The organism is Bacillus solitudinis (genome assembly GCF_002797395.1).
In the GTDB taxonomy this organism is placed as follows: domain Bacteria; phylum Bacillota; class Bacilli; order Bacillales; family Bacillaceae_D; genus Halalkalibacter_A; species Halalkalibacter_A solitudinis.
This window is the reverse complement of the sequence record NZ_KZ454943.1, coordinates 4,141,330-4,158,309: the sequence shown is the minus strand read 5'-3', so window position 1 is coordinate 4,158,309 and position 16,980 is coordinate 4,141,330. Positions and strand designations below refer to the sequence as shown.

Annotated in this window: 17 protein-coding genes and 2 pseudogenes; 7 read left to right on the top strand and 12 right to left on the bottom strand. The window is 36.1% G+C overall.

Annotation, left to right across the window (positions count from 1 at the left end; all coding sequences use genetic code 11):
* Positions 1-163: 163 nt before the first annotated feature.
* The 5 genes from CEF19_RS20330 to CEF19_RS20315 form a co-directional block, all read right to left on the bottom strand.
* Entirely contained in the window at positions 164-598 is a 435-nt protein-coding gene (locus CEF19_RS20330; RefSeq protein ID WP_100407745.1) for a VOC family protein, read from the bottom strand.
* A 173-nt stretch (positions 599-771) separates the two neighbouring features.
* Positions 772-924 (bottom strand): hypothetical protein, encoded by a 153-nt coding sequence (locus CEF19_RS23325; protein ID WP_157801030.1) that lies wholly within the window; start codon positions 922-924, stop codon positions 772-774.
* A gap of 122 nt (positions 925-1,046) precedes the next feature.
* A complete protein-coding gene (locus CEF19_RS20325; protein WP_157801029.1) occupies positions 1,047-1,643 on the bottom strand; it encodes a zf-HC2 domain-containing protein in 597 nt (198 codons plus the stop codon).
* Positions 1,640-1,918 (bottom strand): RNA polymerase sigma factor, encoded by a 279-nt coding sequence (locus CEF19_RS20320; RefSeq protein WP_100407743.1) that lies wholly within the window; start codon positions 1,916-1,918, stop codon positions 1,640-1,642. The genes CEF19_RS20325 and CEF19_RS20320 overlap by 4 nt, the downstream gene beginning before the upstream one ends.
* A 58-nt stretch (positions 1,919-1,976) precedes the next feature.
* Entirely contained in the window at positions 1,977-2,465 is a 489-nt protein-coding gene (locus CEF19_RS20315; RefSeq protein ID WP_100407742.1) for a DinB family protein, read from the bottom strand.
* A 57-nt stretch (positions 2,466-2,522) separates the two neighbouring features.
* Between CEF19_RS20315 and CEF19_RS23895 the strand changes: the two are divergent.
* Positions 2,523-2,819, top strand: a pseudogene (locus CEF19_RS23895) (DUF3231 family protein); the annotation flags it as partial.
* Positions 2,820-2,947: 128 nt separating this feature from the next.
* Positions 2,948-3,520, top strand: coding sequence for a LysM peptidoglycan-binding domain-containing protein (locus tag CEF19_RS20305; protein ID WP_100407741.1), 573 nt, complete (start codon positions 2,948-2,950; stop codon positions 3,518-3,520).
* Positions 3,521-3,841: 321 nt separating this feature from the next.
* Here the strand turns inward: CEF19_RS20305 and CEF19_RS20300 are convergent, their stop codons facing one another.
* Both CEF19_RS20300 and CEF19_RS24360 read right to left on the bottom strand, forming a co-directional pair.
* The gene (locus CEF19_RS20300) at positions 3,842-5,665 is read right to left on the bottom strand and encodes a serine hydrolase domain-containing protein (RefSeq protein ID WP_100407740.1); all 1,824 of its coding nucleotides are present in this window, start codon (positions 5,663-5,665) and stop codon (positions 3,842-3,844) included.
* A gap of 73 nt (positions 5,666-5,738) precedes the next feature.
* On the bottom strand, positions 5,739-6,077 hold the full coding sequence (locus CEF19_RS24360; RefSeq protein ID WP_100407739.1) for a DUF6609 family protein: 339 nt from the start codon (positions 6,075-6,077) through the stop codon (positions 5,739-5,741).
* A 26-nt stretch (positions 6,078-6,103) separates the two neighbouring features.
* Between CEF19_RS24360 and CEF19_RS20290 the strand changes: the two are divergent.
* Positions 6,104-7,001 (top strand): annotated as a pseudogene (locus tag CEF19_RS20290) (IS3 family transposase); the annotation flags it as partial.
* Positions 7,002-7,463: 462 nt separating this feature from the next.
* Here the strand turns inward: CEF19_RS20290 and CEF19_RS20280 are convergent.
* The 5 genes from CEF19_RS20280 to CEF19_RS20265 form a co-directional block, all read right to left on the bottom strand.
* Positions 7,464-8,906: a glycoside hydrolase family 1 protein gene (locus tag CEF19_RS20280; protein WP_100407737.1), complete on the bottom strand. Its 1,443-nt coding sequence runs from the start codon at positions 8,904-8,906 to the stop codon at positions 7,464-7,466.
* 37 nt (positions 8,907-8,943) lie between these two features.
* The gene (locus tag CEF19_RS20275; RefSeq protein ID WP_100407736.1) at positions 8,944-10,830 is read right to left on the bottom strand and encodes a beta-glucoside-specific PTS transporter subunit IIABC; all 1,887 of its coding nucleotides are present in this window, start codon (positions 10,828-10,830) and stop codon (positions 8,944-8,946) included.
* 517 nt (positions 10,831-11,347) lie between these two features.
* Positions 11,348-11,587, bottom strand: coding sequence for a hypothetical protein (locus CEF19_RS20270; RefSeq protein ID WP_100407735.1), 240 nt, complete (start codon positions 11,585-11,587; stop codon positions 11,348-11,350).
* 53 nt (positions 11,588-11,640) lie between these two features.
* Entirely contained in the window at positions 11,641-11,766 is a 126-nt protein-coding gene (locus CEF19_RS24040; protein ID WP_264755141.1) for a hypothetical protein, read from the bottom strand.
* 289 nt (positions 11,767-12,055) lie between these two features.
* Positions 12,056-12,946 carry a DMT family transporter gene (locus CEF19_RS20265; RefSeq protein WP_100408391.1) on the bottom strand — a complete coding sequence of 297 codons (891 nt, stop codon included), beginning with the start codon at positions 12,944-12,946 and terminating at the stop codon, positions 12,056-12,058.
* Between the two features lie 168 nt (positions 12,947-13,114).
* Between CEF19_RS20265 and CEF19_RS20260 the strand changes: the two genes are divergently transcribed.
* From CEF19_RS20260 to CEF19_RS20245, 4 genes are all read left to right on the top strand, one after another.
* Positions 13,115-14,488 carry an aminotransferase-like domain-containing protein gene (locus tag CEF19_RS20260; protein ID WP_100407734.1) on the top strand — a complete coding sequence of 458 codons (1,374 nt, stop codon included), beginning with the start codon at positions 13,115-13,117 and terminating at the stop codon, positions 14,486-14,488.
* Positions 14,489-14,852: 364 nt separating this feature from the next.
* On the top strand, positions 14,853-15,179 hold the full coding sequence (locus CEF19_RS20255; protein WP_100407733.1) for an ArsR/SmtB family transcription factor: 327 nt from the start codon (positions 14,853-14,855) through the stop codon (positions 15,177-15,179).
* A gap of 111 nt (positions 15,180-15,290) precedes the next feature.
* On the top strand, positions 15,291-15,806 hold the full coding sequence (locus CEF19_RS20250) for an SRPBCC domain-containing protein (protein WP_100407732.1): 516 nt from the start codon (positions 15,291-15,293) through the stop codon (positions 15,804-15,806).
* A gap of 49 nt (positions 15,807-15,855) precedes the next feature.
* Complete coding sequence (locus CEF19_RS20245; protein WP_319830100.1) at positions 15,856-16,791, top strand: VOC family protein; 936 nt, start codon at positions 15,856-15,858, stop codon at positions 16,789-16,791.
* The last annotated feature ends 189 nt before the right edge of the window (positions 16,792-16,980 follow it).

Below are 16,980 nucleotides of genomic sequence, written 5' to 3'. Positions count from 1 at the left end.
CTAATGGCTGAGTATTCATATATTTATTTATATACCTTATTTACTGATGTACTTATAAAAGTTCAATAAACGAGACCTTCCCATCTTCTAAGAAATCTGCCTTTTACTATAAGAAAAAAATAACTGCCAATCTTATTAGGATTTTCAACTCTCGCACCGATTGTTATTTCTCTCTTTTTTCCTCCCAAAGCTGTATACGTTCTTCATGACTAACTTCTTTATGTACTTGATGCAACATCCATATATAACCAAACAGGTCCATAAATATGGCGTTCGATACTCCATAGTCAGGCATATCCGTCACTGGTTGAATCTCTGCACAACCTAAACCCATCGCCTTTGTATAGGTCTCCTTAATGTCTGGGACAGTAACATTCACCCAACTCGTTTTAGGGTGGTCTGGAGTTGGTGCGATCAAATGAAATTCTGGGTTTTCATCTAACATATGAAAGCGAACGTCGTATAGGGTAAAAACTACCTCATTTTCACCACGAGGAAAGTTTGAAACCTCCACACGCTCGATATCAAATATATTTTCGTATAATTCCAATGCTTTTAAGCTATCTTTCACAACCATATCAATTTCCACGCCAACCATAATGAACACACTCCTTTACACGAATAAATATTCTTTACCTCACCATTCCTCAGCTTAGCAATTAAAGTATACTAAATACAATATTTATAATACGGTAAATATGGTTTTCTTATTGTACTATTCTGACCGTCACTTTAAGTACATTCTCTCACAAAGTCACCTTTTAAAGAGCTTTATGGCGCAGCAGATGCAGTACGTGTTAAATCTTCTGATAACTTTTGAAACTGTTTTTTGAAATCTTCTTGTATCTTATCTGTTTCCTTGTATGGAAACGGATTATTCAATTCGTTTTTAAAATCCGCTAGTATTCTTAGAATGTTATCCAAATTATCTCCTATATTAGTATATCTTTTGCTTATTCTAACACGATTTTATTACTCAACCCGCTGCTTGTTATCACAAGTGGCAACTGCCCTTGTTAAGAAATCGCACTCCTTTAATTAAAGAGTTATTCCTTAGTTTCTATTTCTGGGACACTCCAAATGAAATATTTTCTAGTATATTGTCTTGTCTCAACAACAATTTCTTCTGCTTCATTTTCAAAAATCAGTCCAGAACCCATTTGTTCTTTAAAATCCCATCCTTGTTCCCTCATATACTTTAGTACAACCGAATATCTATTATCACCTGATTTGAATTCAGAAACGTATCGGTCAGGACCAGTTGAAAACACTACATATTCGGCATCAGTGAATTCAAGTTCTATAATTGATGAGATAACTGGAATTGGGTTGCCTTCTTGAAATATAACATTACCAAATGCACCTATGAAGAAACCTAATAGTGAAAAGGTGATAACTAAAGTAGTGATGACCGTAAATATTTTGTTTTTTATCCTCTTTACTAATTTCTTTTCACTGTTATTAGAAGGTTTCTCCGTATTTTGGATAGTAATCGGTATCTCTTGTTTCATTTCGTTATATACTTGACAGCAACTCTGGCATTCACTTAAATGACTATTAACCAATTTATTGCTTTCATCGCTTGTTAATCCCTCAATATAGGAAGGTAATAAATCTTGAATCACTTCACATTTTATGTTCAATTGAATTTCCCCTTTTTTAAAATCTCTCTTAACTTTTGTTTCCCTCTATGGAAAGTAACTCTCGCCCAGTTCTCGCTTTCTTCAAAGATATTACCTATTTCTTTAAAACTTAATTCATTAAAACTACGAAGAACAACTACTTGTTTGTATGGTTCTTTTAATTGTTGAATGGCTATATGCAATACATTATCTCGCTCTTCCTTCTCCCAAATGTTTTCGGGGTTTGAAAAGTCAGCAAAACTTACATTATTTTCATCAATCTCACTATTATTCATTGCGCTCTTTTTCAGATGATTGAAAAATGTTGACAAACTATTAGCTGGTTTAGCTTAATTAAGAATTTATCGGTCGAAACTTCCTTCCAATGAAATTAGCTGATACGGGATTAAGCTCCAATTCTCTAGCCCAAACAGAGAGTTGTCCAATGTGGTGAATCTCATGAGCGATAATATGATGTAATATCTCTTCAACAGTATATTTATCTTCGTCCCAAGGGACACTTATCACTTTTTCATTTAGTTCATCTAAGTTTTTATTTAGAAATTCAGCTACTTCATTTCGAAATCTATCTGAAATAGATTTAACCATTTCAACAGTATTGTAATCAGTAAATTCAAATGCAACATCTTCTTTGCTTTGAATACCACGAACCCAACTGTACTCAACATCAATGATGTGAAAAAGTGTATATAATATACTTCCTACTCCTCCAGTTCGGTCTTTTAACAACTCGTCATTTGGTAGTTGTTTACACCAGTCAAACCACTCGTCTCTTACTTGCCAGTTATATTCAAAAAAATTTCTCAATGTAAACACTCCCATTATTTAATTGTTTATATAAAATTTGTAGTGTTAATATTTAACACTAAACTCAAAGTAGATGCTATAAGTACATTTGCAAAACAGAAGAAACAGATAGCTACGTTTATTGAAAACGAGGGATTTCCTGTACCCATTGGGTTTACTGATGCAGATCTTAATAAAGGAACAAAAAGATTGTTTTCGGACATATTTTGTTTACACTATTTACACGTTATGACGTTACATGGTTTATTGGGACACATGACATCACTTAGTGCCTCTGTACGAAAGGATTTAAGATATTTTTATGATTCATGCGATAATGATGGAAAAAGAATGTATCACCAAACGACAGAATTACTGTTAGAAAAGGGACAGGTTACCAAAAAGGATAGTGTTTTTACTGTTTTGATGATAATTAATTCATAATTCAAAAAAGCATACCCATTTTAAACCTTACTACATACTGTAAAATAAGGTTTTTACGATTGGGAGGCAGATTTATGTATAGACAACAAGCAAGAATACCAGGGAACTGTCCACCGGGGTTTTTGGGTCGGTATACCGTAATTCCAGGAGACACGTTCTATACCATTGCGCAGATATTCAGAGTAAGAATAGAAGCACTTGCAGTTAACAATCCCCATATTCCAAATCCTAATGTATTATTCCCCGGGGACATCCTCTGCGTTCCGGGTTTAATCCCTTACCCCTGCTGTACGTCTTTACGGCCCCGAGGGAGAGTACCATTCGGTACAGGTGGCGTAGCTTATGTGAATTTTGGTCCAAGAGGAGGTCAGGCTGTGAGCATTATGGTAACCTTACCGCAGCCTAAAGTTTTCGGTAATTTTGACAAGTATACAGGTGAAATCATCATTCCCGGGACTGGTAGCTTTGGAAACCAGTTATTTGCTACTCCGGAAGACCCACCTACTTGGTCATCCCGAATAGAACTTCCTACCGCTGCATCCGTTACGCCAAACTCGCGTGTAGTAGTACGCCCTTTTAATTCGTTGGCTGGCACTTCAGGTGCTCCTGTCTTAGAAGGTATAATCCTTGCTGGAAATTGTCAATAACATTAATACAAGCAAAAAGAGCTGTCCTTCGTCATGGGTGACTAAAGAGGCAGCTCCTTGCATTAGTTTTCAGAATGCACCAGGTCTCAGGAGCACTTCCCTATCGCTAATACGATCATTTTCATAAGATATAAATTCCTCAGAACTTTGCCCAAGCAAGAACGGCTGAGGGGACATAAAACCTCTAAATTCCCTTCTGTAGCACGTTTCACGGTTGGGCGAAGAAAAAAGAAAGTAGGACAGCATTTACTGTCCTTCTCGTTCTGCTACATCGCGCCCGTTTGTACTATAACTACTTTCCACAACATTCACATGAAACATTTAATAATAAAATTCCCAATACAAAATATTTACACATAATATAAATGCACAAATAATTGTCATAATCCAAACTAGTTTTTTATATTTTGTTAACCTAGTACTCTTTATTTTAACAATGAAAAATACACTATTGACGAGAACAATAACTATATAAATTACATTTAACGTTAAGAATGGTTTGAGAAATGAATAACTTACCATTGATAAGGTCTTATAAACTATCCAAAGAACGTTCGTAAACATAAGTAGATTTAAAGTATGTTGAGAAAAAAGGAATATATGTAGTCTTTTCTTATTCCATATCCTTTTTAAAATAGTGACTAAAACATAGATTAAAGAAAACGTTACAGCTAGTATTCCTAGAATAATTCCTCCCCACTCTAGGAGGTGTTTATAATAAGGAACGTAAAGTAAGTCTGAATATGTATTAGATAACATTTTTTTAATTTGGGGATGTTTTGAATAAACGTCCACACTGTACATACTGAAAACATCTTCTGCTTTATAGATGCTTGGTTCTAACTGTGAATAATACAAGTCGTTTATTATTAAATTGTGTGACCCGCTCTGTTTCGTATTGCTTCTTAAAAATAATCCATACACCCTACTAAATCCGTGTCGAGGTACCCGAGCCGGCTCATAAATACCAGTCCATTGGGATGAATTTTCCAAAATTACGTCATTTTCTAGATGTGCATATTCACCAAAAATGATTTCAGGTATGCCCGATGTAAACGTATTTTCGTCCTTAACGTTCGTCAAAACTAAAACACCGATACGTTCTTTTCTATCTACATAAAAAGAAGAGCTAAACGCCTTAGAGTTTCCACCTTGACCAAAAACATGTTGACTTTTCGAAGGTAAATAAAATAAACCGTTTGCGACCCTTGGGATATTGGTTTCCGGATAATATAATGTTGGTTCAAACATGATATCAATCGTTCTTCTATCTTTAAATAAAGGGGTTCCATCTTCAGCTAATAACGCTTGTAATAACTTTTGTAGATCTGTCGCTGTTCCCATAGCACTACCTACCGGATAAATGGGAATCGAGTAAAAGTTAGGTTCAATTAATTGCAGTGCATTTGAATAGCCCTGCACCTCTCCCCTCTGTTCTTTCACCCATTTGTTATCATCTAGTTCAGGATCTATTGCTGTTTTCGTCATTTGAAGTGGTTCAAAAATATTCTTCCATACGTATTCTTGATAGTCTAGACCACTAACTTCTTCAACAATGTAGGCAGCGAGGCCACTTCCATAATTTGAATAAGCAACAACATCACCAGGAGGAAAAACTTGTTTAATATCTGCAGCTTCGAGTACTTCTCTTAATGAGTTCTTTTTGGTTGGACTATGAATCATTAAGTCTGTATAACTATCATCAAATCCCGCTGTATGATGCATTAAGTGATGCATCGTGATTGGGTCCTCGAATTTTGATTTGGAACGGAAATCATTTGGCAAATACGTTTCGATATCTGTTTCTAAATCAAGCTTTCCTGTCTCTACTAATTGTAAAACACTGATCCAAATTAGAATTTTAGAAACAGATCCCCATTCAAAGACAGTATTTTCATTAACTAGAACTTGTTCTTCTATATTTGAATAACCTTTCATCTTATAAATTAGTTCATCCTGGTCTATCACAATCGTTGCTAATCCAGCAATATTTCCCTCATGTTCTATCATATAATTCTCTAATCTATTTTCTAAAACTGAATGTTCATTTGTAGAAAACGTTAATTGAGGATTATATCCAAATAAAATCCAGAGGAGTAGAAAGCCAATGAACGTCCTAAAAACCTTATTATTTTGATTACTCACCGTGTTTTAGCCCCCCTTTCATCAATTGAAGTAGATGTGAAATGTATATTTTTTTCTTCAACATAAGCACCCATTAGTTGAATTTCCCCAATGGTTTATCACTCAAATTAGAATTATCCAACCGACGTTTTGTACATAACATTCTGAACCCAATTATAATTTTTATAATACCATCAATCCCTGCGAACAGTAGAAATGGAACACTGACTAATAGTAATCCTACTATGGAGTTTAATGCTGTTAATCCCCCTAACAAAAGCATAAGTTTCCCTTGGGAAAAATAAAAACCAAAGAAATGTATCCCAATTATGAAAAATATACTTAGCCATACTATTCTTAGATCATCAAAGCCTATAATCAACCCACAAAGCGTGCAGAGAAAGATAGTTACAGCAACCGAAATGTTATCCATTCTATCTTCAAATTTAGAATTCTTATAAGCAATTAGAAATGGAGAACGACATTTTAAAGCAAGCCGCGCTGATACTAGGACGAAAGTAAATGGGATTAAGAATAATCAACACAAATACTCGATATCAGCAATGTGCAAGGTCCTACAACTCCCCAGGAGCACCTATTATTATTAGCAAAAGAGCGTCAGGCCGAAGATGATATCACTTCCGATATAATAGAGATTTTCCATTCGAACTATCAAAACTATGGGACTCGTAAAATTAAAAAGGAATTAAAGAAGCGTGGAAAAATCGTCTCTAGACGTCGGATCGGACGAGTTATGAAAGAGCAGGGCTTGGTTTCCACTTATACGCTTGCACAATTCAAGCCACACTCCAGCGGAACAAATGAATCAGAACAGAAAAATGAACTTGACCGTCAATTCATACAAAATGAAGCATTATCAGTCGTTGTGAGTGATTTAACCTATGTGAGAGTCAATAAAAAATGGCAGTACATATGTGTATTTGTTGATCTTTATAATCGTGAAATCATTGGATATAGCGCCGGTCGTCATAAAAGTGCTTTATTAGTTTATCGTGCTTTAGCGTCCATAAAAACGGATTTACATAAAATCAAACTTTTTCATACAGATCGCGGAAGTGAATTTAAAAACAAGCTTATTGATGATGCATTAGCGACATTTAACATCCAGCGATCGTTAAGTATGAAAGGATGTCCTTATGATAATGCAGTAGCAGAAGCCACGTTTAAAATCATCAAGACTGAGTTCATAAGGGGTCGTCATTTTGACAGTCTTGATGAACTAGAAAACGAATGACACAAGTATATCCATTGGTTTAATTACAAACGGATCCATGGAACATTAGGCTATCTGAGCCCAATTGAGTTCAAACTTGGACACCTTAAAAAAGTTGTCTAGTTTAGAGTTGACAATCCAGTAGATAATTTATTTTTTGTAGTTTCTACTTCGATATTTGGAAACAACTCCATTTAAACTTTCACTAAATCTGATAATATTTGCTCTTCTAATCGACTCTCCTTAGTTTTTATCGGTAAACCAAGGATTACCTAATTATACACCAAAAATACTTAAATTTTATATATAAGGAGATTGAATAGTTTCGTAATTTCCTGGAGTTTTTAGCCTGTAATTAAAAAAGACGATCACTTCAAGTGCAATCGTCTCTTAAGCCAGTATATTTGTACTATGCAGCAAGTGGATTTGTGGTTTCTCGTCTTCCTATAAGTTACATAGCGATTTAAGGTTATTCATTGGAATGGCCAAGTAAGTTAAATGATAAAAGGGTATTATACCAATGTGAAGAGAAGGAGTATATACAACTCCTTCTCTCCTCCAAGTTATAAAGAATCTTAAATGGCTCTATAGTGTTTCACCATTTGTGGAAATAACATCTTTATACCAATAGAACGATTTTTTCCTTCTACGTTCTAAAGTACCGCTGCCATCATCATGTTTATCGACATAGATATAACCATAGCGCTTAGACATTTCACCAGTGGATGCACTTACAAGGTCAATACAGCCCCAACTAGTAAATCCAATTAAATCGACCCCATCGTCAATAGCTTCTGCCATCGCCTTAATATGTTCCCGTAAGTAATTAATTCGGTAATCATCATTAATGGAACCATCTTCTTCGATTTTATCTATAGCACCTAGCCCGTTTTCGACAATAAATAGCGGAACTTTATAACGGTTATATAACTGATTTAGGGAGATTCTTAACCCAATTGGATCGATTTCCCATCCCCACTCACTTGCCTTCAAGAATGGGTTCTTTACACCACCAATTAAATTTCCTGCTCCTATTTCTTCTTCCGTTTTGTGTTTCTTCTCTGTACGAGACATATAGTAGCTGAACCCAATATAGTCCACTGGATATTGTTTAATTAACTCTAGGTCACCATCATGAATGTCTAATTTAATTCCATTTTCCCTAAAGTAACGTTTAGAGAATGCAGGATATTCCCCTCGAACTTGTACATCCCCGCAAAGGTAATTAAATACTTGCTCTTCCCGGAGTGCGTGCATCACGTTCTCAGGATTAGCATCGATGGAATAGACTGGTGCAAAGATAAGCATACAACCGATTTTGGAATCTGGAATAATTTCATGTCCAGCCTTTACAGCTAATGCACTTGCAACGAATTGATGATGGAGTCCTTGGAAACTTTCTTGCAAGCGAACATCTTCATTTTTCGGGGAGAAACCTAGTCCCAAAATGGGTAAGTGAGTTGCCCCATTAATTTCATTAAACGTCATCCAATACTTTACTTTATCTTTGTAACGTTTAAATAACGTAGTAGCATAACGTTCGAACAATTCGATGAGTTTTCTGTTTCTCCAACCACCATATTCTTTAATTAAATGTAATGGTGTTTCATAATGAGATATAGTTACGACTGGTTCAATGCCATATTTGTGTAATTCATCAAACACTTTATCGTAAAACTCTAGCCCTTTTTCATTTGGAGTCATCTCATCGCCGTTAGGATAAATACGAGACCAAGCAATAGACAAGCGAAATGATTTAAATCCCATTTCTGCAAAAAGAGCGATATCTTCCTTATAACGATGGTAAAAATCAATTGCTTCGTGGTTAGGATAGTAGTATTTGCTCTCATCTATTTCAAAGTCAAACCCTGGGTTACTTATGATCTCTAAACGTACTTTTCCACCAGGAAGTACATCCGCCAAATTCAGGCCTTTTTTATCTTCGTTATAGGCTCCTTCTAATTGGTTAGCAGCTGTTGCCCCTCCCCAAAGAAATCCTTCTGGGAATCGCTTTGTTTCTTTTTCCATTTACTGTTGCCCCCTAATTTTTTAAAAATATATGTCTTTATTTAAGTTGAAGAAGAATGTCACCTTTATGAATGTTGTTGTCACAAGCAGGACTAATTGATTCATATCGGTCTGTGTTGGAAATGATGACAGGTGTAATTAAATCATAACCTTCTGATTTAATTCCATTTACATCAAACGTAATCAGCTTGTCACCAGGCTGAACGCTATCACCTAAATTAATATGTGAATCAAAGTATTTCCCATTTAGGTTTACAGTTTCTAATCCAACATGAACTAAAATTTCTGCTCCATTTTTACTTGTAATACCAATTGCATGGTTGGTCGGAAATAAGGCTGTGACAGTTCCTTCTACAGGAGAGACAACCACTCCATCATTAGGAATTATCGCTATACCGTTACCCATCATTCTTTTCGAGAAGGTTGGATCATTTACTTCCGATAAATCCTTTATTTCACCATTTAATGGACTCATTATATCTTCAGCCTTTACTGTTGCATCGCCGTTAGGCTCCCCTTCATTTACTCGCTCTACTATATTTACTTTATCCTGTGCTAATGGCTCCGTAGTTGCTTTCGTTACATCCTTGAAACCTAGCAGCAATCCAACTATTAATGCAACAACAAAAGATATTACCATACCAATGATACCTTGAAGGAAGGTTGGTCCTATTAGAGAAGCAACACCAGGTAATCCAACATTACCGCCTAAAATATAGTATTTTACATTAAAGATGCCCATCCATAATCCACCTGCAGCACCACCAATGAGTGCAGCGATGAATGGCTTCTTAAGCCTCATATTTACCCCGTACATAGCCGGTTCTGTAATACCCATAAGCGCGGTTAAACTAGTCGTTGTTGCTAATGCTCTAAATTGTTTGTCTTTTGATTTTAATCCAACAGCCAGTGCTGCTCCAGCCTGTCCCATATTAGCAGCAAACATCGTAGTGATTAAGTAATCATAACCATTTGTGGCAATGTTATTAAATACGATTGGTAAAAAGGCGTAGTGCATACCCGTCATAATAATTAACGACCATGTTCCCCCTAGTAATGCGGATGCAAGGAAGCCAGCTACATTGAATAACGTTTCCACTCCCACTGACAACCATTCACCTATGATAAATCCTAAAGGTCCTACTGTTATTAAAATGATAGGCACCATAATCAACAAAGTTAACGTCGGTACTACAATGAGTTTGATAGAGCTATGTGTAATCCGGTCAACTAGCCTTTCAACATAAGAGGCAATCCATATTCCAAGTAATATGGGAATTACAGTGGACGAATATGTAACTGCAGTCACTGGAAGCCCTAAAAAATGTACTTGCTCGGCTGCTCCTAGTAAGGATGTAATACTAGGATGTAAAATAGCAGCAGCAATTGCAGCCCCGATAAACGGATTGCTTCCGAACTTCTTTGCCGCACTAAAAGCTAACAGGATTGGTAAGAAAAAGAAAGCACCGTCACCAATTGCATTTAGGATAATATACGTTTGACTCTCAGGTGAAAGCCAGCCAAATGTCGTGACAATTGCGAGTATCCCCTTGATCATTCCGGCACCAGCAATGGCTGGTAGAATAGGGGTGAATGTACCAGAAATAACATCAAAAATGGTACTAATTATACCTTCTTTTTCCTTAGGTGCACCATTATTTTTAGTTCCTCCTGCCCCGAGGTTGCTATTCTCCATAATTGCGTTGTACACTTTAGGCACTTCATTACCTATAATGACTTGAAACTGGCTACCACTTATATTAGTACCCATAACACCTGGGACATTTTCAAGTTCAGTTCTATTCACTTTGGTGTTATCATTCAAGTTAAAACGTAATCGAGTCATACAATGAATGGCCTGTTGGACATTTTCTTGGCCACCGACATTACGAAGAATCTCCCTGGCTGTTTCGTTATAGTCCACTATATACCCTCCTTTTAGCGATTTACATCATAATTAAAATTGATGTTTTTACTATCCTCTAAAAATGATTTATATATACTCAACTCATCAACGAATATTTTTTGGGAGAGGCAGTTGAAGTAATTACTATATCTATAATAGTCGCCTCAAACAAATAAGCAGTTCAATTCCATATAATTGAACTGCTCTTAACGAACTACCACATTTTTTGGTTGGATAATTTAAAGGTCGAGAAAGAAGTAAACAATTTAATAAATTCTAACTCCTACTTACACTAGTTAGTACTAGATGGCTGTAATCATAGTGGGCTTTAGCAATATTTTTACCTATTAATACGGTATACCATTGAACGAGCTACACAAATCTTAAGATTTAGCTTAAGTACATTCATTCACAAAGTCATTTAAAAATGAACAACTTTACTGCGCAGTATCCGTCTACTATGTATTAAGAAATGATACTTACTGCCCGTTAGCACAAAAAGGAGCTGTCTCAACCCGTTAGTGAAGATTGTTAATTAGTTTCCTGACACAGCTTCAAACGCCACTTCATTGCCATTTTTAAAACTTCGCATTGTTTCATACTGCTTATCTTTGTGTATTTTATATACTACCTGAAGCTTTAAAGTTGCACCTGAATAATTTTCAGTTTCTTCTTCAATATAATGAATGTTTAATATTTTACCGTGTGAATCCACACTAAAATCGGTAAAATGAATAGCATTTTCACCCTGTATCATGTTTTTTCCATTTAACATCACATATATTACCCTGTCCACTTCGAAATAAAGATGTACACCATTTGTGTCCTCTACACTTTCAAAAAAGTACGAACATCATTATTCATATTAGCAATTTCAATTTCGGTGAAAGTCAATTCCGAACTACATCCAGCTGATAATAGAACAAATATGAAAAATGACATTACTTTTTTCATTATAAAACGACTCCCTCCATAGTCTCAGTTACTTCAATAAGAAAAGAGACAATCCCTGCTTGTTTAAGGAATGCACCCGATAGTTTAAGTGAATTAATTCACAATAACCAGCTTTTATATACTTAAGTCCAACTTTTTCACTTATATTTTCATACCTTTAATATATGATTGTTAATTTGTTTCCCCTCTTAGTCAAATTCTACAAACCCTCTATGAATATAATACTGATGAGCCTCCTCCCTTCCCCTACTTAATTAATTAGCAAGTCAACAGGGAGCTAGTTTTTCTTTCATACAAATGCTTTTTTTGATACGGGAGCATTTTTGCCTGAAATAACAGAAAAGACAACGATCACAGCTATGATAAGAGTGAAAAATGTGATAGATTCATTGAGGAAAACTGTTGCAAATAGTATCATCAAAAATGGTTGTAAGTATTGAATCTGACTAACTCTTGCTATTCCGCCCATAGCCATTCCGCTATACCAAGCAACATATGCCAGAAATTGACTAACAACTGCGAGATAAAAGAAACTGACCCAAGCATGTATGGGAGCATGGAGCATTTCAGTTGTAAGGTTTAGCCCAACTGGAATAATAAAAAATGGGGCACCGATCATAATCGCCCAAGCAATGACTTGCCAACTTCCTAATTCTTTCGCTAAATTCCCACCCTCAACATAACTAAGTCCAAGTATTATCACTGCTGCTAGTAAAGCTAAATCGGCAAATTGTAATTGACCGAACCCGAGGTGAAGGGCATACACAATAACAGCTAACGAGCCAATTATACTTGAAATCCAGAATTTGAGAGATGGGACTTCACCAGCTCTAAACATTGCAATTCCAGCTGTGGCTAATGGGAGCAGCGCTAGTTCCATAGCTCCATGAGAAACAGGCAAGGTTTCCATTGCCCAAGAAGTAAGGAGGGGAAATCCTAAAACAGCGCCAAAAGCAATAACAAGTAGACTTTTGAATTGGCGAGGAGAAGGGAGTTTTTCTTTTCGAACCAACAATACAACTGCAACTAAAATAGCGACAACAACTGTCCTTCCTAACCCGACAACCGTGGTCCCAAAAAACTCTACTGCCATACTTGTAGCAGGGAGCGTTAAGCTAAAACATATAACGCCTACTAATCCCAATAATAACCCATATTTCTCTCTGATTTTTCTCTGCATCATATCCTACCTACCCTTCTTACTTCGTATCATATCTGTACCATTTTTACTTTTTTTCTTAAAAACAGTTCTGATATAATTAACATATTAATAGGTACACATAATACAAATAAACCATTTTTTCACTCGACTGTACCTGTACAGTTTAGTTTGAAGGAGAATACATATATGAGCTCAAAATACGTTAAGATAATGGAGGAAATTAAGCATAGGCTAGCAGATGGGTCACTTAATGCAGGGAGTAAACTACCTTCTATTCGTCAGCTATCTGAGCATTTTTCATGTAGTAAAAATACGGTCATTAAAGCATATGAAGAACTAGAAAAAGAGCATTTCATTTATTCCGTTCCTAAAAGCGGCTACTTTGTAGTAAATGATTTTAAACATGAGACGGACGAAATTGATGTGATTGATTTCTTGTCTGCTGGCCCAGATAAAAACGTTATGCCTTATGTTGATTTTCAACACTGTATGAATCAAGCAATTGAACATTATAAAGAAGAGCTTTTCACATACTCTGATCAACAAGGTCTTTACTCATTACGGGTACAGTTAGTAAAATATCTTCAGAATCTACAAGTGTTCACTCAACCTGAAAGATTAGTCGTTGTTTCTGGATCTCAGCAAGCCCTTAATTTACTCGTTTCTATGCCGTTTCCAAATGGAAAGAACAATATCCTTATTGAACAGCCTACTTATTTCGGCTTCATTGAGTCTATCAACCTACAACAAGCTAATACTTTTGGAATTGAGTTATCGATGGAAGGCATAGATTTTGATCGTCTGGAATACATTTTTCGAAACAATGATATAAAATTTTTCTATATTATTCCGAGATTTCATAATCCACTTGGACACTGTTACTCGAATATTGAAAAGAAAAAGATCGTTGAGTTAGCTGAAAAATACGATGTATATATAGTGGAAGATGATTTTTTAGGAGACCTTGACCCAAATGCAAAATCAGATCCTTTATTTTCTTATGATCCTTCCGGGAGAGTGATCTATATTAAAAGCTTTTCAAAAGTTTTTCTCCCAGGGTTACGAATTGCCACAGTTGTTCTTCCTACATTAATGATTAATAATTTTTTGCGATATAAATTCAGCTCGGATTTTAACAGTTCAGCACTTTCTCAAGGTGCTCTTGAAATTTATTTAAAAAGTGGAATGTTTAATAACCATCTGAAAAAGATAAAAGAGTTCTACCGTACTAAAATGCAAATACTCCAAGAAGCATGTGAAGTATTGCTACCAGCTAATACTGATTTTTCAAAACCTACTTCAGGGTTCTATCTATCCATCAGTTTGCCGGAGAATGTAACCGCGAAACAGGTAGTTCATATGCTAAACGAGCAGCATATCTATATTGATGATGCCTCTAGAATGTTTTTACCAGAATATAAAAAGGAAAATCTCCTGCGTTTAAGCATATCTCAAGTCGATGAGAGTCAAATTAAACTCGGGGTAGAGCGATTGGCCCATTGTATTGCTTTAATTAACAGTAGAAGTACAAATATTACTCGAAATAATTTTTACTCTTAAAACCCTCTCAAAACAATGATGTTTGAGAGGGTTCTTCAAATAACTTACCGCCTCCGAATTATTGAAAACCGCTCAGTTTTTACTATCTCGAACTAACTCGTTACTATAAATTCATTATTTCCTTCCAAAAAGTCACCTATTACAAATGGAGATAATTATTGCAGTATTTAGTCTACTAAGACCGAGATTTCATAACGATAAAGAAAATTACAATATTCCTTGACTGGAATATTCCCAATGTGGAATAATGTAATAAACAACAAGGTATGACATAGTAATTGTGGAATTTCGGAGGTGGTGTCCTTAATGTAGTCACATGCACTTATATTCTTAAGAAAAATACACAGTTGGGAGAGAATTCAACATGAACGTGCAAATCTTCAGTGCCCTATCTGAACCCAATCGACTTGATATCGTCGAACTTCTTCTAAACGAACCGCTTCCAGTAGGAGAAATTGCGAAGCAGCTAAAGTTAAACCAACCCCAAACCTCGAAACATCTTCGTGTATTAAGCGATGCCCGTCTGGTCGAAGTTCAGCAAGTAGCTAATCGTCGTATTTATAGACTGAGACCAGAACCGTTTCAAGAGTTAGATACTTGGCTTGAATCCTACCGTCGAGTTTGGGAAGCTCGGATGGATCGGTTGGACGATTATCTCAAAGTATTGCAGGGAAAAAAACCACTTAATTGATGTATAGATAAGCAGAGTAAATAAATATTGTAGTCATAAATGACCTTTCCCTTTTTGGATGAGCATTCAATTTTGCCTAAAAAAATCATTTACTTGAATGGAGGAGTTAAGATGTTAATCAACGAAATAAGTTCAAGAGTAGAGAACGATCGCGTATTAATACTGGAACGCATATTCGATGCACCACGCGATATGGTATTCAAAATGTTTAAAGATCATGAGCACCTTAAGCATTGGTGGGGACCTAATGGTTGGGAACTTCCAGTTTGCCACATTGATTTCCGACCAGGCGGTATATGGCACTATTGCATGAAGTGCATGGACAGAAATCAAGGTGAATTTTACGGAATGGAATCTTGGGGCAAAGTTATATATAAGGATATTATCGAGTCAGAGACAATCGTTTACACCGATTATTTCTCGGATGCCGAAGGCAATATCAACAAGGATATGCCATCAACCGAGGTCACATTGGAATTCATTGAACTAGATGGGAAAACGAAGCTAGTTAACCGTGCTGAATATGTGTCTGCAGAAGCTCTCAAATCCGTTATGGACATGGGCATGCTACAAGGTATCACCGAAACTTGGAACCGTCTGGAAGAGCATCTGAACGAGATCAAATAAAGATATTACTTAAGACAGCCGCATATTCAAAAAACAGAAGCTATAATTCATAATTAAAAAGGAGGAAATCTCAATTATAACTCAAAAAATTGTCCCCCATCTGTGGTTTAATTATGAAGCAAAAGAAGCTACTCAATTTTACACAACCATTTTTCCTGATTCAAAAGTCACCAATATCACAACAGTTCGCAACACGCCATCTGGAGATAGCGATGTCGTTTCTTTTAATATATCAGGATATTCATTCATGGCCATAAATGGAGGTCCAAATTTTCAGTTCAATCCTTCGATTTCTTTTTTTGTCAATTTTGATCCTTCAATAGATAAGAACGCAAGGGAAAAATTAGATCAATTGTGGGAAAAGCTGTCCCAAGACGGGACACCACTTATGCCACTTCAAGAATATCCGTTCAGTAAACGCTACGGATGGATACAGGATAAGTATGGCCTGACATGGCAGCTGATCCTCACAAACTCAGAAGGTAAGAAACGACCATTTATCATACCTTCAATGATGTATGTTCAAGAAGTATGCGGTAAAGCAGAAGCAGCCAGTGACTTTTATCTTTCTGTTTTCAATGATTCACGACGAGGGGAAATCGCTCGTTATCCAGCTGGCATGGAACCAGAAAAGGAAGGGACATTGATATTTACAGATTTTATGATTGAGAATCAATGGTTTGCCGCAATGGACAGCGCTCAGCCACATGCCTTCAATTTTAATGAAGCCATTTCACTTTTAGTTCGGTGTGAGAATCAAGAAGAAATAGATTACTATTGGGAAAAACTTTCCTCAGATCCAAAAACTGAACAATGTGGTTGGTTGAAAGATAAGTACGGTGTCTCGTGGCAAATCTGGCCAGAGGTTATGGGAGAAATGATGGCAGACGGGACGAACGAACAACTGGATCGATTAACAAAAGCATTTCTTCAAATGAAAAAATTTGACATAGAAAAATTAAAAGAAGCACATCAAGGTAAGTAACAGTTGTGTTGCTCCGAATTAAAAAATGATTGATTTTCAAGCTGGTAAATGCCAGCTTTTTTTATTGTCTAGGAAACTATAGATTTTGGTTCTGTGGATAACAGTCTAGCTCCAGCGCCTAGCCGCTCGAGGTCACTTCGGTCCGTCAAACGTGTCCAAAAAGTGAGACACTTTTTTACGGCCCCGAAC

What these genes read in the sequence shown, in the direction of transcription:
- CEF19_RS20315 (WP_100407742.1), bottom strand. Translation starts at nt 2,465, where the DNA reads ATGGGAGTGTTTACATTGAGAAATTTTTTTGAATATAACTGGCAAGTA.
- CEF19_RS20320 (WP_100407743.1), bottom strand. Translation starts at nt 1,918, where the DNA reads ATGAATAATAGTGAGATTGATGAAAATAATGTAAGTTTTGCTGACTTT.
- CEF19_RS20250 (WP_100407732.1), top strand. Translation starts at nt 15,291, where the DNA reads ATGTTAATCAACGAAATAAGTTCAAGAGTAGAGAACGATCGCGTATTA.
- CEF19_RS24360 (WP_100407739.1), bottom strand. Translation starts at nt 6,077, where the DNA reads ATGGATAACATTTCGGTTGCTGTAACTATCTTTCTCTGCACGCTTTGT.
- CEF19_RS20260 (WP_100407734.1), top strand. Translation starts at nt 13,115, where the DNA reads ATGAGCTCAAAATACGTTAAGATAATGGAGGAAATTAAGCATAGGCTA.
- CEF19_RS24040 (WP_264755141.1), bottom strand. Translation starts at nt 11,766, where the DNA reads ATGAAAAAAGTAATGTCATTTTTCATATTTGTTCTATTATCAGCTGGA.
- CEF19_RS20270 (WP_100407735.1), bottom strand. Translation starts at nt 11,587, where the DNA reads ATGTTAAATGGAAAAAACATGATACAGGGTGAAAATGCTATTCATTTT.
- CEF19_RS20265 (WP_100408391.1), bottom strand. Translation starts at nt 12,946, where the DNA reads ATGCAGAGAAAAATCAGAGAGAAATATGGGTTATTATTGGGATTAGTA.
- CEF19_RS20330 (WP_100407745.1), bottom strand. Translation starts at nt 598, where the DNA reads ATGGTTGGCGTGGAAATTGATATGGTTGTGAAAGATAGCTTAAAAGCA.
- CEF19_RS20305 (WP_100407741.1), top strand. Translation starts at nt 2,948, where the DNA reads ATGTATAGACAACAAGCAAGAATACCAGGGAACTGTCCACCGGGGTTT.
- CEF19_RS20255 (WP_100407733.1), top strand. Translation starts at nt 14,853, where the DNA reads ATGAACGTGCAAATCTTCAGTGCCCTATCTGAACCCAATCGACTTGAT.
- CEF19_RS20280 (WP_100407737.1), bottom strand. Translation starts at nt 8,906, where the DNA reads ATGGAAAAAGAAACAAAGCGATTCCCAGAAGGATTTCTTTGGGGAGGG.